Source organism: Caballeronia grimmiae, from assembly GCF_022879615.1.
GTDB lineage: Bacteria > Pseudomonadota > Gammaproteobacteria > Burkholderiales > Burkholderiaceae > Caballeronia > Caballeronia grimmiae.
In genome coordinates, this window is sequence record NZ_CP084271.1 from 2515009 (window position 1) to 2530362 (window position 15354).

Annotated in this window: 14 protein-coding genes; 4 read left to right on the top strand and 10 right to left on the bottom strand. The window is 63.1% G+C overall.

What is annotated here, in order from left to right; translation table 11 throughout:
- The first annotated feature begins 6 nt into the window (after positions 1-6).
- Positions 7-165 carry a hypothetical protein gene (locus LDZ21_RS12045; RefSeq protein WP_244793519.1) on the top strand — a complete coding sequence of 53 codons (159 nt, stop codon included), beginning with the start codon at positions 7-9 and terminating at the stop codon, positions 163-165.
- Positions 166-227: 62 nt separating this feature from the next.
- Positions 228-1130 carry a class II glutamine amidotransferase gene (locus tag LDZ21_RS12050; protein WP_244793520.1) on the top strand — a complete coding sequence of 301 codons (903 nt, stop codon included), beginning with the start codon at positions 228-230 and terminating at the stop codon, positions 1128-1130.
- Positions 1131-1188: 58 nt separating this feature from the next.
- Here LDZ21_RS12050 and LDZ21_RS12055 read toward each other — a convergent pair whose 3' ends face one another.
- From LDZ21_RS12055 to LDZ21_RS12080, 6 genes are all read right to left on the bottom strand, one after another.
- Positions 1189-1914, bottom strand: a complete 726-nt coding sequence (locus tag LDZ21_RS12055; protein WP_035961703.1) for an amino acid ABC transporter ATP-binding protein — start codon at positions 1912-1914, stop codon at positions 1189-1191.
- Positions 1911-2588 carry a glutamate/aspartate ABC transporter permease GltK gene (gene gltK, locus LDZ21_RS12060; protein ID WP_035961704.1) on the bottom strand — a complete coding sequence of 226 codons (678 nt, stop codon included), beginning with the start codon at positions 2586-2588 and terminating at the stop codon, positions 1911-1913. The genes LDZ21_RS12055 and gltK overlap by 4 nt, the downstream gene beginning before the upstream one ends.
- Positions 2588-3328, bottom strand: coding sequence for an amino acid ABC transporter permease (locus LDZ21_RS12065; RefSeq protein ID WP_244793521.1), 741 nt, complete (start codon positions 3326-3328; stop codon positions 2588-2590). Before LDZ21_RS12065 ends, gltK begins: the two co-directional genes overlap by 1 nt.
- Before the next feature lie 70 nt (positions 3329-3398).
- Positions 3399-4292 carry a glutamate/aspartate ABC transporter substrate-binding protein gene (locus LDZ21_RS12070; protein ID WP_244793522.1) on the bottom strand — a complete coding sequence of 298 codons (894 nt, stop codon included), beginning with the start codon at positions 4290-4292 and terminating at the stop codon, positions 3399-3401.
- A 285-nt stretch (positions 4293-4577) separates the two neighbouring features.
- Positions 4578-5870 (bottom strand): Glu/Leu/Phe/Val family dehydrogenase, encoded by a 1293-nt coding sequence (locus LDZ21_RS12075; protein WP_035961710.1) that lies wholly within the window; start codon positions 5868-5870, stop codon positions 4578-4580.
- Positions 5871-5978: 108 nt separating this feature from the next.
- Positions 5979-6950 carry a LysR substrate-binding domain-containing protein gene (locus tag LDZ21_RS12080; RefSeq protein ID WP_244793523.1) on the bottom strand — a complete coding sequence of 324 codons (972 nt, stop codon included), beginning with the start codon at positions 6948-6950 and terminating at the stop codon, positions 5979-5981.
- Between the two features lie 271 nt (positions 6951-7221).
- Here LDZ21_RS12080 and LDZ21_RS12085 point away from each other — a divergent pair, with 271 nt between their 5' ends.
- Entirely contained in the window at positions 7222-8610 is a 1389-nt protein-coding gene (locus LDZ21_RS12085; RefSeq protein WP_244793524.1) for an MFS transporter, read from the top strand.
- Positions 8611-8620: 10 nt separating this feature from the next.
- Here the strand turns inward: LDZ21_RS12085 and LDZ21_RS12090 are convergent, their stop codons facing one another.
- Complete coding sequence (locus tag LDZ21_RS12090; RefSeq protein WP_244793525.1) at positions 8621-8824, bottom strand: hypothetical protein; 204 nt, start codon at positions 8822-8824, stop codon at positions 8621-8623.
- A 124-nt stretch (positions 8825-8948) separates the two neighbouring features.
- On the bottom strand, positions 8949-10835 hold the full coding sequence (locus LDZ21_RS12095) for an ABCB family ABC transporter ATP-binding protein/permease (RefSeq protein WP_035961713.1): 1887 nt from the start codon (positions 10833-10835) through the stop codon (positions 8949-8951).
- Between the two features lie 235 nt (positions 10836-11070).
- Here LDZ21_RS12095 and LDZ21_RS12100 point away from each other — a divergent pair, with 235 nt between their 5' ends.
- Complete coding sequence (locus LDZ21_RS12100) at positions 11071-11466, top strand: acyl-CoA thioesterase (RefSeq protein ID WP_244793526.1); 396 nt, start codon at positions 11071-11073, stop codon at positions 11464-11466.
- 13 nt (positions 11467-11479) lie between these two features.
- On the opposite strand, the gene LDZ21_RS12105 is transcribed toward LDZ21_RS12100, so the two are convergent.
- Positions 11480-14593, bottom strand: coding sequence for an EAL domain-containing protein (locus LDZ21_RS12105; protein ID WP_244793527.1), 3114 nt, complete (start codon positions 14591-14593; stop codon positions 11480-11482).
- A gap of 171 nt (positions 14594-14764) precedes the next feature.
- Positions 14765-15244, bottom strand: coding sequence for a nitrate reductase associated protein (locus tag LDZ21_RS12110; protein WP_035961719.1), 480 nt, complete (start codon positions 15242-15244; stop codon positions 14765-14767).
- Positions 15245-15354: the final 110 nt, after the last annotated feature.

Below are 15354 nucleotides of genomic sequence, written 5' to 3' on the forward strand. Positions count from 1 at the left end.
GGCGTGATGACGGCGAAGACGTTGAAGGAGATGAGCGGACCGCAAGCAGGATGCGCCGAAACGATGCACCGTGAGCGGCGCGAGCCGGAAAAAATCGCCGTGGAAAACGCACAACGCGCGGCCGGCGCGTGGCGGTTCGATTTTTTCGACAATGGGCTCGGGTGATATGCTTGTCGGACGTATTGTAACAACCGGCCTAACGGCCCTAGCCCGTCTGCCTGAAGCAAATGTGCCAACTTCTCGGAATGAATTGCGCCGAACCGACCGACGTGACGTTCTCGTTCACCGGCTTCGCGGCGCGCGGCGGAGTGACGGACCATCACGGCGACGGCTGGGGCATCGCGTTCTTCGAGGACAAGGCGTGCAGGCTTTTCATCGATCATCAGTCGTCCGCGAGTTCGCCGCTCGCCGAGATGGTGAAGCGCTATCCGATCAAGTCGAAGAACACGATCGCGCATATTCGCAAGGCGACGCAGGGGCATATCCTGCTCGAGAACTGCCACCCGTTCCTGCGTGAACTGTGGGGGCGGCACTGGATCTTCGCGCACAACGGCGATCTCAACGGCCACGCGCCGGAACTGACGGGCGTGTATCAGCCGGTCGGCACGACGGACAGCGAACTCGCTTTCTGCGCGCTGCTGCAGGGCTTGCGCCGTGCGTTTCCAAACTCGCAGCCGCCGCTCGACGAACTCTTCGATGCGCTCGCCACGCTCACGCGCGACATCACGCAATACGGCGTCTTCAATTTCCTGATGTCCAACGGGCAGGCGCTGTTCTCGCACTGTTCGACGCATCTCTACTACCTGGTGCGGAGCTGGCCGTTCTCGACGGCGCATCTGATCGACGCGGACATGTCGATCGACTTCGCAAAATACACGACGCCCGAAGACCGCGTGGCGGTCATCGCCACTTCGCCGCTGACGGACAACGAAGTCTGGACGCGCTTCGCGCCCGGCGACCTCGCGATGTTCCAGAAAGGCGCGCTCGCACGGACGGTCAATATCCCGGTGCCTGAGGCCGTGGCGAAGAAAGCTGCGGAACCGCTCGCCAAGGCATGCGTCGGCTCGGCGTTGAAGATCGAAGAGATGCGGACGACTTCGGCGGTGGAATCGGAACTCGGCATCGAATAAAAAAGCGGCGCGTCCTTTCGAACGCGCCGCCCTTTTTTCTGCCGAAGCCGCACAACGCTCAGTGCAGAATCTTCGCCAGAAAGTCCTTCGCCCGGTCCGACTTCGGATTCGCGAAGAACGCTTCCTTCTGGTCGTCCTCCACGATCAAGCCCTTGTCCATGAAGATCACGCGATGCGCCACCTTCTTGGCGAAGCCCATCTCGTGCGTCACGCACATCATGGTCATGCCTTCCTGCGCGAGTTCGACCATCACGTCGAGCACCTCGTTGATCATCTCGGGATCGAGCGCGGACGTCGGTTCGTCGAAGAGCATCGCGATGGGGTCCATCGACAACGCGCGCGCAATCGCCACGCGCTGCTGCTGACCGCCCGACAACTGCCCCGGATACTTGTCCGCGTGCGCGCGCAGGCCCACGCGGTCGAGCAGCTTCAGACCCTTCTGCGTGGCTTCGTCGTTCGAGCGGCCGAGCACCTTGATCTGCGCGAGCGTCAGGTTCTGCACGATGGACAGATGCGGGAACAGCTCGAAGTGCTGGAACACCATGCCGACCTTCGAGCGCAGCTTCGACAAGTTCGTCTTCTTGTCCGTCAGCGACTGGCCGTTGATCGTGATATCGCCCTTCTGGAACGGCTCGAGTCCGTTCACGGTCTTGATGAGCGTCGACTTGCCCGAACCCGACGGGCCGCACACCACGACGACCTCGCCCTTCTTGACTTCGGTCGTGCAGTCGGTCAACACCTGAAACTGCCCGTACCACTTGGAAACGTTTTTGATGGAGATCATCTTGCGACCTTTTTCTGAAGACTTTTGACGAGGGCCGACGCCAGCACGCAAATCACGAAATAACACGCCCCGGCGAACAGGACCATTTCGACGGTCGTGCCGTCACGGTCACCGATGTTCGTCGCCGTGCGGAAGAAGTCCGCGAGACTGATCACGTAGACGAGCGATGTATCCTGGAACAGCACGATCGCCTGCGTGAGCAACAGCGGCACCATCGCGCGGAACGCCTGCGGCAGCACGACGAGCTTCATCGCCAGGCCATAGTTCATGCCGAGCGCGAACGCCGCATTCACCTGCCCGCGCGGCACCGCCTGAATGCCGGCACGAATGATTTCCGAATAGTACGCGGCTTCGAAGAGCGAGAACGCGACCATCGCCGATGCAAGGCGAATGTCGATATCCGCCGACAGCCCGAGCACGTTCTGCAGCAGTTGCGGCACGATCAGGAAGAACCACAGCAGCACCATCACGAGCGGAATCGAGCGGAACAGCGTGACGTAAGCGCCCGCGAACCATTGCAGCGGCTTGACGCCCGACAGGCGGAACAGCGCGATGACCGTCCCGAGCAGGATGCCGACGACGATCGCCAGCACCGTGATCTGGAACGTGATGACGGCGCCGGTCCACAGCGTCGGCAGCGCGCCCGGAATACCACTCCAGTTGAACTGATGCATTACTTGCCTCCGATGTAGCCAGGCAGCCGCGTCTTCGCTTCGACCCAGCGCATCAACAGCATCACGATGAGGTTGATGAGCATGTAAGCGAGCGTCACCGCGATGAACGATTCATACGTCTGCGCCGTGTAGTCGACGAGCTGCCGCGCCTGCGCGGACAAGTCGAGCAGACCGATGGTCGACGCCACCGCCGAGTTCTTGAAGACGTTCAGGAATTCCGACGTGAGCGGCGGCACGATGATGCGGTAAGCCACCGGCATCAGCACATACCGATACGTCTGCCATTCCGTGAAGCCCATCGCGAGGCCCGCGTTGCGCTGTCCGCGCGGCAGCGCGTTGATGCCCGAGCGCACCTGCTCGCAGACGCGCGCGCCGGTGAAAAGCCCGAGACAGATGATCGACGACGAAAAGAACTGCGCGGAGGGCGGCAGTTGTTTGAACCAGTTGCCGATGGATGCCGGCAGCAACTCCGGTATCACGAGATACCAGATGAAGAACTGTACGATCAGCGGGACGTTGCGGAAAATCGCGACGTAGACGGTGCCGATGCCCGCCAGCGTGCGATTCGGGACCGTGCGCAAGATGCCGAACAACGAACCGACCACCAGCGCGATCACCCAGGCCGCCAGCGACACGGTAATCGTCACCCAGAAGCCGGATATCAGCCAGCCCAGGTAGGTAGTGGGCTCGCCGGTGGAAACCGGACTCAGCAGGATGCCCCAGTTCCAGTGATAAGACATGGACATACTCCAAAAAGAAACGGAAGAAGCAAGGCTCCTTCCGTTTCGTTCGTTCCGCTAGCCGAACCGGTTAGTCGATCGCCTTGTCGTTCGGGCTCTTGTACAGAGCCTTCATGTCGTCGCTTTCCGGGAAGTTCAGGTTGAGGTTCTTCGGCGGAATCGGGCTTTCGAACCACTTCTTGTAGATCTTGTCGGCTTCGCCGGACGTTTCGACCTTCGCGATCGCGTCGTCCACCACCTTCTTGAACTCGGGGTCGTTCTTGCGAATCATGCAGCCGTACGCTTCATGCGATTGCGGCGCGCCGACGATCACGAAATCGTTCGGATTGTTCGACTTCGCGCGCTCGCCGGCGAGCAGTGCGTCGTCCATCATGAACGCGACCGCGCGGCCGGTCGACAGCGTCAGGAACGACTCGCCGTGATCCTTCGCGCTGATGATGTTCATGCCCATGTTCTTGTCCTGATTCATCTTGCGAAGCAGGCGCTCGGACGTCGTGCCGGCGGTCGTCACGACCGTCTTGCCCTTCAGGTCCGCCCAGTCCTTCACGCCGGAGTCCTTCTTGGTCATCAGGCGCGTGCCGATCACGAAGATCGTGTTCGAGAAGGACACTTGCTGCTGACGCTCGGCGTTGTTCGTGGTCGAGCCGCACTCGATGTCCACCGTGCCGTTCTGCACGAGCGGAATACGGTTCTGCGAGGTGATCGGCGTGAGCTTCACCTTCAGGTTCGGCTGGTTCAGCTTCTGCTTGACCGCTTCTACGACCTTCAGCGCGAACTCGTGCGAATAGCCCACGACGTTTTGCTTGTCGTCATAGTACGAGAACGGAATGGACGATTCGCGATGCCCCAGCGAAATCACGCCCGTGTCCTTGATTTTCTTCAGCGTGCCTGCGTCCTGCGCATAAGCGCCCGTGGCGAACATACCAAGCGCAGCGACGAGCAGCGCAGCCTTTTTAAGTTTCATTTGTTCGATCTCCTGTGGCGAAAAACGGGCCAAGTTTAGCAGGGTAATTATTCTGAAAGAATGATTGTTAACCGCTAGTCGTCTGATTTACGAGACGGTTGGGTGCAACTCGGCGCAACTGCATGTAGGCGCGCATATTACGCGAAAAAAATGAAAAAGCGGGAGGCATTCGTGAGAATGCCTCCCGCTCGATTCAAAGCTCGTTTTCACGACCGGTCACGCGGCCCACAGGCCGCGCCGCGCCGCGATTGCAACGGATGCTCCGCCGCACGCGATGCCCGCCGATCAGGGGTACAGGCCGCGCATTTCGCGCGCCATCAGGATGCGCGTACACGCGACGATAAACGCCGCCGTACGTACCGATACCTGTTGTTCACTTGCAACCTGCCACACCGCTGCGAACGCTTCGCGCATGACGCGCTCGAGACGCAGGTTGATTTCGTCTTCGGTCCAGAAGAAGCTGGAGAAGTCCTGCACCCATTCGAAGTACGAGACGGTCACGCCGCCTGCGTTGGCGACCACGTCCGGAATGACGAGCACGCCCTTGTCGTGCAGGATGTCGTCAGCGGCGGTGGTCGTCGGGCCGTTCGCGCCTTCGACGATGATCTTCGTCTTGATCTTCGGCGCATTCTCCTCGGTGATCTGCCCTTCGAGGGCGGCCGGGATCAGGATGTCGCTTTCGATGGTCCAGAACTCGTCGCGCGAGACCGGATCCGCACCCTTGAAGCCGCCGACGCCGCCGGTTTCCGCGACGTGCGCAGCGAGCGCGACGGTATCCATGCCCTTCGAGTTGAACAGCGTGCCGGTGTGATCCTGCACGGCGATGACGCGAGCGCCCGCCTCCTGGAACAGACGCGCCGCAATGCCGCCGACGTTACCGAAACCCTGCACCGCGATACGAGCGCCTTCGATCTCCAGACCGACACGACGCGCCGCTTCCGTGCCGACGACGAACACGCCGCGGCCCGTCGCTTCCTTGCGGCCGAGCGAACCGCCGAGCGAAATTGGCTTGCCGGTGACGACGCCCGTCGCCGTCTGCCCCTGGTTCATGGAGTAGGTGTCCATCATCCACGCCATGATCTGCTCGTTCGTGTTGACGTCCGGCGCGGGAATGTCGGTGTTCGGCCCGATGATGATGCCAATCTCGCTCGTATAACGGCGCGTCACGCGCTCGAGTTCGCCGCGCGACAGCGTGCGCGGATCGACGCGGATACCGCCCTTCGCGCCGCCGTATGGAACGTTGACCGCCGCGTTCTTCACCGACATCCACGCAGACAGCGCCATCACTTCGGAAAGCGTCACGTCCTGGTGATAACGCACGCCGCCCTTGCCCGGACCGCGCGACGTGTTGTGCTGCACGCGATACCCCTCGAAGTGCGCGACCGTGCCGTTATCGAGTTCGATCGGGCAATCGACGATCAAAATGCGCTTCGGGCGCTTGAGCGTTTCGAGCCAGCGAGAGAGGGAACCGAGATAAGGCGCTACGCGATCGACCTGCCGCAGATAATTACCCCAGGGGCCGAGATCGTCGGCATGCAGATACGAGGGGATGGACTGGTCTTGCTTCGGGGAGGACATTGATGCTCCAGCGGTTGTGGAATGCATGCATTGTCGAAAAACGGCGTTTCCAAATCCAATGCCGTTTCCTTATCCCATCATGCATTTTGTGCATAACCTCTAAAAAGCTTACGCAGCGGGCGTTTCCGCCGATGCCTTCAGCAATTCTTCACCGACTGCATCCCATAGCGCGCGCATCAGCGCCTGGCGAGGTTCGTCGCCTTGCGAGGCGAACTTGTCGCGATATAGGCGGATTTCCATCGTCAGCGTGAACTGGCCGGCGGGGGTTCCGCGCGTTCCCCGGTCGAGCCGGATGAGCCGTCCTTCATCGACGGCATCTTCCACCGCGCTATGCGGAAGGAAGGCGATGCCGTGGCCCGCAAGCGCCATCGCCTTGAGGCCCTCGGCCATGTCGGTTTCATAGACCTTGTCGAGATGAAGACGCGCCGGCGCGGTCGCGATGATCACTTCCGTCATGCGCCCGAGATACGCGTTCGGCGTGTACGACAGATACGGCACGGGCGCATCGGCGGTGGCGGGCAGCGTGTAGCGCGCGCGGCCTGCCTTGTTCGCGGCGGAGAACGGGCTGATCGGTTCCACGCCGAGCGTGAGCATGTCGTAGCGTGCGGGATCGAGCGCGACGGGATGACTCGGATGGTGATAACCCATCACGAGATCGCAGCCGCCTTCGACGAGCGACAACACCGCGTCGTGCACGTTGAGCGCGCGCAGCCGCGTGCGGATGCGTCCGAGCCGCGCCTCGATATGCTGCAGCCAGCGTGGAAAGTACGTGAGCGATAAGGTATGCGGCACCGCAAACTCGATGGTCGCCGCCGGCGCGCCGCCCTGTCCGCGCAAGAGCGTGCGCGCTTCGTGGAACTGCGAGAGCATCGCGAGCGCCTGCTCGTAGAAGACTTGTCCGGCTTGCGTGAGCCGCGTCGGATAAACGGAACGATCGATCAGTTCGGTGCCGAGCCACGCTTCGAGCGCCTGAATGCGCCGCGAGAATGCGGGCTGCGTGATGTGCCGAAGCTCGGCCGAGCGGCTAAAGCTGCGCGTCTCCGCGAGCGAGACGAAGTCTTCTAGCCATTTCAGTTCCATGCTGGGTCGCGCCTTGATGTGCTTATGCGGCATTTTAGCGGCCGCGGGCGCTTCATTCGATGGCGCAGACAAGCCGCAGCGCACCATCGGCAGGCACCGGGCACGCGCACGGTGCGGCGTCGCCAAGCTCATGTCCGGCCGCAAACACAAGCCAGGACTTGCGTGACGTCATCCGTGAAAACGTGCATCCGATTGGCATGATGCTTGCAAAAATTCGCGCCGCCGCGAAGGCATCTCTCAAGCGCGCACTTCGCTTCCACCGGAACACGCAATGTCCAATCTGATCGTGTCGCTCAAGAGCGGCAACTGGCGCTCGCTGCTCGCCTGCTTTCTCTACTTCGATACGGGCTTCACCGTCTGGGTGCTGTACGGGCCGCTTGCACCGTTCATCGGCCGCGACGTGACGATGTCCCCCGCGCAGCAGGGCTTTCTCGTCGCGGTGCCGGTGCTCGCCGCCGCGATCCTGCGCGTGACGCTCGGCAATCTCTATCAATCGACCGATGGCCGCCGCGTCGCGCTGATGGGCGTGCTGCTTTCGTCGATACCGTGCATCGTTCTGCCGCTCGTGCCCGGCGTGCCGTCGTATGCGCTGCTGCTGGTGCTTGGCGTGTTCCTCGGAATGGGCGGCGCGAGCTTCGCCGTCGCGTTGCCGATGGCCGGCAGCAACTATCCGCCGAAGGTGCAGGGACTCGTGCTCGGGCTCGCCGCGGCGGGCAATATCGGCGCGGTGCTCGACGGTTTCCTGTTTCCTCATCTAGCCGATGCCTTCGGCTGGAAGCTCTCGACCGCCGCCGCACTGCCGCTGCTCGCGATCACGGCCGTCGCGCTGTATGCGTGGGCGTCGGACGCCGGCGAGAAAACCGGCAGCACGATGCGCGCGCTCGCCAGCTTCGCGGTGACGCTGGCAAGCCTCGTCGTGCTCGTGCTCGCGGTACACGGCGGCGTGTTCGGCGCGGGCCGCGCGGGCGTTCTGCTGCTGCCGGTAATCGGCGCGCTGATCGCGATCGCCGTGTTGCCGCGCCGATATCGTTCGGTGCTGGGCGAGCGCGATACGTGGGTCATCATGCTGATCTACAGCATCACGTTCGGCGGCTTCGTCGGCATGTCTTCGTATGTGACGCTGCTTTTGACGTCGCTCTATCAGATGCCGAAGCTCGAAGCGGGGCTCTTCATGTCGCTGCTCGCGTTTCTAGGCGCAATCGTGCGGCCGTTCGGCGGCTATGTGGCCGATCGCGTGACCGGCGTGCGCGCGCTGCTCGTGCTGCTGGCGGTCATCGCCGCCGCCGACTTCGCATTCGCGATCTGGATGCCGCCCGTGACCGGCGGCCTCGCGTTGCTCGTGTGCCTGTATCTCGCGTTCGGGCTCGGCAACGGCTCGACTTTTCAGCTGGTGCCGCATCGCTGGAAGGGCAAGACGGGCTTGTTGTCGGGGATCGTCGGGGCGGCGGGCGGTATCGGCGGCTTCTATCTGCCGGTGATCATGGGTATCGCAAAGGAAAGCACCGGCAGCTATCAGATGGGCTTCGCGACGTTCGGCGTGCTGGCCACGTGTGCGTTCGGTGCGCTATTCATGGTGCGCGGACAATGGCTGCGCTGGTCGGCGCTGTCGGCGCAAGAGCGTGATGCAGTTTCGCTCAACGGCGCGCACGCGATGGAGTGATGCGCGACGCTCAAGGCCGGCGATCACCGTCGATTGCCGGCCAGCGGGCGAAGGCGAAGACCCACAGCATGATGAGGTTGAGCACCGGAATCAGTCCTGCGAGCAGCCACCAGCCGGAATGCCCGGTGCGCTGAATAATCCGCACATACGGATAGCAGGCCAGGAAGCCAATGCCGATAACGATAAGCCAGTGCCAGATGCTGAGACTTCCCATTCTTTCCTCGCAGATTCGTGTGGCGAAGCGGCGCGCTCGTGCGTCATCGTTCCGCATGCCTAACTAACGGGCAGCGACTATAACAGCTTCGCGCAGCCGCGCTGGATTCGCGACTGCGCGCTTATTATCCGATGTCAACCCGCGCCGCATCCCCCTGCTCGACGACCGGCTCCGCTGCCCTCTGCTGCTGCAACGCCCACATCTGCGCGAACAAGCCGTCTGCCCGCAGCAACTCCGCGTGCGTGCCGCGCTCCACCACGCGTCCGTGATCCATCACGATGATCTGCTGCGCATGCACGACCGTGGACAAGCGATGCGCGATGATCAGCGTCGTCCGCTCGCGTGCGATCGAATCGAGTTCGCGCTGAATCGCGCGCTCGGACTTCGAATCCAGCGCCGACGTGGCTTCGTCGAAGATCAGGATCGGCGGATTCTTGAGCAGCGTCCGCGCGATCGCCACGCGCTGCTTCTCGCCGCCCGACAGCTTCAGCCCGCGCTCGCCGACCGCCGTCTCGTAGCCCGCTGGCAGCCCTTCGATGAAGTCGTGGATATGCGCCGCCCGCGCCGCCGCGATCACTTCGTCACGGCTCGCGGATGGCCGTCCATAAGCGATGTTGTAGTAGATGGAATCGTTGAAGAGCACCGTGTCCTGCGGCACGATGCCGATGGACGCCCGCAGCGAATCCTGCGTGACATCGCGAATATCCTGCCCGTCGATCACGATGCGCCCGCCCGTCTCGCGATCCAGATCGTAGAAGCGGAACAAGAGCCGCCCGAGCGTCGATTTCCCCGATCCGCTATGTCCGACGACAGCGGTCGTCGTACCCGCCGCGATCGTGAAATCGACCTCGTGCAGAATGGGCCGCGCCGCTTCGTACGCGAAGCTCACGCGCTCGAAACGCACCTCGCCACCGGTTACATCGAGCGGCGCCGCATTCGGCGCATCGGGCACTTCGCGGCCCGCGCCGAGCAGGGTGAACATGCGGTCCATGTCGGTCAGCGCCTGCTTCAGTTCGCGATACACCACGCCGAGAAAGTTCAGCGGGATATAGAGCTGCAGCATGAACGTGTTGATCAGCACGAGATCGCCGAGCGTGAGCCGCCCGGCCATCACGCCCTGCGTCGCGCGCCAGAGAATGAATACGAGCCCGGTCCCGATAATCGCCTGCTGCCCGAAGTTGAGCATCGAAAGCGAACGCTGCGACTTGATCGCCGCCGCGCGATAGCGCTGCAGATTCTCGTCGTAACGGCGCGTTTCCCATGCCTCGTTGCCGAAGTACTTCACGGTCTCGTAGTTGAGCAGCGAATCGATTGCGCGCGAGTTGGCCTTCGAATCCAGCTCGTTCATCGTGCGCCGGTAATGCGTGCGCCACTCCGTCACCTTCACCGTGAAGCCGATATACAGGCACAACGCGACGAGCGTAACGATCGCATAATACGCTTCGTATTTCGTCACGAAGAACGCGAGCACCAGACCGACTTCGACCAGCGTCGGCAAGATGCTGTACAGCGAGTACGACACGAGTTGCTGAATGCCGCGCGTGCCGCGTTCGATATCGCGCGACATGCCGCCCGTTTGCCGCTCCAGATGGAAACGCAGCGACAGCGAATGCAAGTGACGAAACACTCTCAGCGCGAGCTGCCGAACCGCGCTCTCCGTCACCTTTGCAAAGAGCAGTTCGCGCAGTTCCGTGAAGAGTGAAGTCGAGAGCCGAACGCCGGCATACGCGACCACCAGCAGTCCGATACCGCCGATCAGCACGATGCCGGGCGCATCGTTGGCGCGGCCGAGCGCGGTGAGATGTTGCACGGACGCCAGGCTATCGACGATGCGCTTCATCACGATCGGCACGCCCAGATTGGCGACTTTGGCGCCGATCAGGCACGTCAGCGCGAACACGACGCGCCATTTATAGGTGGTCAGATAAGGCAGCAGCGAGCGGATGGTCTGCCAGTCGTTGCGCGGACCTTGCGCGACTGGCCCCGGCTCGGAGTTCGAAGAGCGGCGCATGAGTTCGAGTTGTGAAGGCGCGTCACGCGAACATCACGTCACGGCGCGGCGTGCGACGCCTTATGTGGAGCGGGCGCACGCGGTGCGTGCTTCCCGTACAATTTGTCGAAGGCCGCGTCGCTCATGCAGTGCCGATGCGCACGGCCTTTCCCTATACATAAGCATTGTCGCAGAAGGTTCAGGGCCACGCTCGCGCCCGCCTTCGCATCGAGCGACAGCAATCGGACTGCCTTTCATGCCTGAAGAATCGAAACTTCCTCAAAAGCCCGTGACCCTGCGCGTCGTGCCGCAGCCCGCCGATTCCAATATGCACGGCGACGTGTTCGGCGGATGGATCATGGCGCAAGTGGACATTGCCGGTTCGATTCCGGCAAGCCGCCGCGCCAACGGGCGCGTCGCGACCATCGCGGTGAATTCATTTCTGTTCAAGAACCCGGTATTCGTCGGCGATCTGCTGAGCTTTTATACCGACATCGTGAAGACGGGCAATACGTCAATCACCATCTACGTCGAGGTCTATGCGCAGCGCATGAGCCTCGCGGAAGAAGTCGTCAAGGTGACGGAAGCGACGCTGACGTACGTCGCGACCGACGACGATCGCCGGCCGCGTGCGTTGCCGCCGCTGGATTGAAGCCCGTTCACCGTTAGTTCAATAGCACGCCCTGCTGCAACAGCCCCGGAATGGCGTCATGCGGCATCGGGCGCGAGAACAGGAAGCCCTGCATTTCGTCGCAATCGCGCTCGCGCAGAAACTCGTGCTGCGCGGGCGTTTCGACGCCTTCCGCGATCACCTGCAATTCGAGCGAATGCGCGAGCGCGATGATCGCCGAGGTGATGGTTTCATCGTCGCCCGACGAGCCGATATCCGCGACGAACGAGCGGTCGATCTTCAGCCGATGCACCGGAAAGCGCTTCAGATACGACAGGCTCGAATAGCCGGTGCCGAAGTCATCGATCGCAATGCCGATGCCGAGCGCGGATAGCTCCGACAGCATCGCCACCGCGTCTTCGGCGTTGCGCATGATCGCGCTTTCGGTCAGTTCCAGTTCCAGATAGCGCGGCTCGAGTCCCGTCTCTTCCAGCACGGAAGTGACGAGCGTCGCGATGTCGCGCTGCTGAAAATGCCGCGCCGACAGATTCACCGACACCCGCGCGGGCGGCAGACCCGCATCCTGCCACGCCTTGTTCTGCCGGCACGCCTCGCGCAGCACCCATTCCGACAACGGCCCGATCAGCCCGCTCTCTTCCGCGACCGGAATGAACGACGCCGGCGACACGAGCCCCTGTTCGGGATCGTGCCATCGCACGAGCGCCTCGATACCGACGATCGCCCGCGTCGCCATATCGACTTGCGGCTGATAGTGCAGCAGGAACTCGCCGTCGCGCAGCGCGCGCCGCAGCCGCCGCTCCAGATTCATGCGCGCCCCGACGCTCGCGTTCATCTCCGGGTGATAGAACTGATACGTGTTGCGCCCGAGATCCTTCGCGCGATACATCGCGAGATCGGCCTTCTTGAGCACGGTCTCGGCGTCGTCGCCATCTTGCGGGAAGAGACTCGCGCCCATGCTGCAGCCGACGTAAAGCTCGGTTTCGTCGAGCCAGACGGGTTCCGAGATCGCCGCTCGCGTGCGCTCCATCCAGACGATGAGACCCGCTTCGTCGGTGATGTCCGGCAGCACGAACACGAACTCATCGCCGCCGTGGCGCGCGACGGTATCGCTCGATCGCGCCGAGCGCGCGAGCCGTTCGCCGATCACCGCGAGCAGGCGATCGCCGACGCTGTGCCCGAGGCTATCGTTGACGTTCTTGAAGCCGTCGAGGTCCATGAACACGACCGCGATTTTGGTCCCGCGCCGCCGCGCCTGTTCGATCGCCTGTTGCAGCCGGTCGCGCAGCAGGTTGCGGTTGGGCAGCCGCGTGAGCGTGTCGTAGTTCGCCTGATATTCGAGTTGTTCCTGATAGTCCATCAGGTCGGTCACGTCGTTGATGATGCCGATGTGATGCGTCGTCAGCCCTTGCGCGTTCGGCACCGGCGCGACGAAAAGCTGGTTCCAGAAAAGCGCGCCATCCTTGCGATAGTTCCGCACGACGACGCTCGTCTCCATGTCCGCCGAGAGCGCGCGGCGAATCGACTTCAACCCTTCCTGATCCCGGTCCGTGCCATGCAGGAAGCCGCAGTTGCGGCCGATGACCTCGGCGGGATCGTAGCCCGTGATGCGCTTGAACGCCGGATTCGCATACTCGATCACGTTCGCGCCGTTCACGACGCCGGTGATGAGAATCGCGTTCACGCTCGCGTCGAGCGCACGGCTTTGCAGACGCAGCGCGAGTTCGGCGCGCTTGCGCTCCGTTACGTCCTGGTACGAACCGAGCACGCCGATGGTATGCCCTTCGCCATCGAGCAGCGGCAGCAGGCTCGTGACGACCGTATGCAGCGTCTCGCCGACGAGCACGTCGCGCTCGAAGTGCATCTTCGGCACGGTCGTCTCGATGACTTCCTGGTCGTCGGCGCGCACCGTGTCGGCGGCGGCGGACCACGGCAGGTCATCGTCCGTCCTGCCGATGACCTGCTCGTTGTACGCGAGCCCCGCATCGCGGGCAAACGCGTTATTGCAGCCCAGATAACGCGACTCGCGGTCTTTCCAGAATACCCGCTGTGGAATGTTGTCGATGACCGCTTCGAGCATCTCGTTCGAGCGGCGCGCCTCGGCTTCCGCGTTGATGCGGTCGGTCACGTCGTTCGCCAGCATGAACAGCCCCGGCCGGTTCGAATAGGTCAGCGCGTGATGCGAGACGTCGGCGCTGCTCGTCGAGCCATCGCGATGCCGGTAGCGCCACACGCCGCTCGACCGCTGGCCGCGCGTCGCGCGGTCGCCGGCCTCCGCGCCGCCGCGGGCGAGCCGCGCCGCGAAACGGTCGAAGTCGTCGGCGACATGCAGATCGCGCAAGGTCATCTCCATGAACTCGGCTTCGGCGTAGCCGTAATGCTCGACCGCGGCGGGATTCACGGCGATGAAGCGCATCGTCTCCCGATCGACGATCCACATCGGCACCGGATGCGCCTCGAACATGCCGCGGAATCGCTCGTTGCTGCGATTCTTTGCCCGCGCGATGCCGAGCTTTTCACGCGACGAACGCTCGTGGCTCGCGAACAGGTAGATGAGGACGCCGCTGCCGGCGAGCATCGTGAAGGCGAGCAGCAGCATCGCGCCGCCCGAGCCGGTCGCGGAGCGGTCGAGCGCGGCGACGGTCGCCGTATCGATACGCGAACGCACCGCGGCAAGTTGTTCGTCGACGGCCTGCTGGTCCGCGCCGAGCGAGACGAACGCGGCGTCGACCCAGGTACGCGGTTCGTCGGGAAGCGCGCGGCGGGCGCGTTCGTCGGCGAGCGTGGCGTCGGTGCGCATGGTGGCGACGCGCGCGACCAGCGCATCGAACGCGCCGGTGACACCGGGTTCCAGCGCGGTCTGGGCGCGCAGTCCGCTTTCCAGCGCGTCGAGATGCGCTTCACGCGCCTCGTGTTGCGCCATCGGCTCGACGACACCGGTCGCCTCGAATCGGCTCAGTTGCGTGAGCGTTTCGCCGAGCGCGTCGCGATAGGCCGCGAGATCGCGCAGCAGACTCATCGAGCGCAGCGTGCGGGCATTGCCGTCGCGCAAGTCGGCGATTCGCTCGCACGCGACGAACGCATTCGCGCCGAGCGCGGCGAGCACCACGGCGATATTCACGAGCAAACGCCTGGAGAGGAAACGAGTCATGTGCGACGGGCCGATCCTGTTGTTCCGCGATGGACACGCCGATGGCGTGCGCGCGCCCACGCAAAAGCGCGGCGTGAAGCCTGGGCTCACACCGCGAATAGTGGATAACGCAGATAACGGCAGGTTTTCGACGGTCTTTAGCGTCGCCCGAAAAGAAAAATTCCGTCCGCGTTATTCAGCCAGCCCGAACTCCCGCATCGCGGGCAGAAAGTCGTGATTGGCCTTGTCGGTATTGCGCGAGAGCTTGGCAAGCGCATAACGCTGGAACGGATCGAGCGCGGCCCAATGCGAGAGGCTCGGCGCGCTCACACCCGACAGGCTGCTCTGACGGATAACGGTCTCCGGCACTGCGTCGGCGTGCGCCCAAACGGGTTCGGGGTCGCGCGGGATTCTCTCAGGCGCGGCGTTCGCGTGCGTCTTCAGCATCTCTTCGAGCGCGAGATCGAAGTTCTTCTCGACCTCGGCTTCGTCTTCGATCGGAAAGCGCGCGAGCAGCACGCGATCGTCGTAAGGAAGCATCTGCCATTGATCGAGCGTGATGCGCATGCCGAAGCGGTCGAGATTGAAGCGCACCGCAAGCGGAATGAAGCGCAGATTGTCCGAGGATTCGATCTCGAACTTGAAGAGACGGGCGGCGTCGTAAAGTCCCATGGCGATAGCCTCGTTAGTTTGAGGGGCGCGCGCCGGCGCGCATCGCCCGCTTAAGTTATTGTAGGGCCTGGTGTTGGGCTCGAACCGTGCATTGTGTGCCGCTGCGTGCG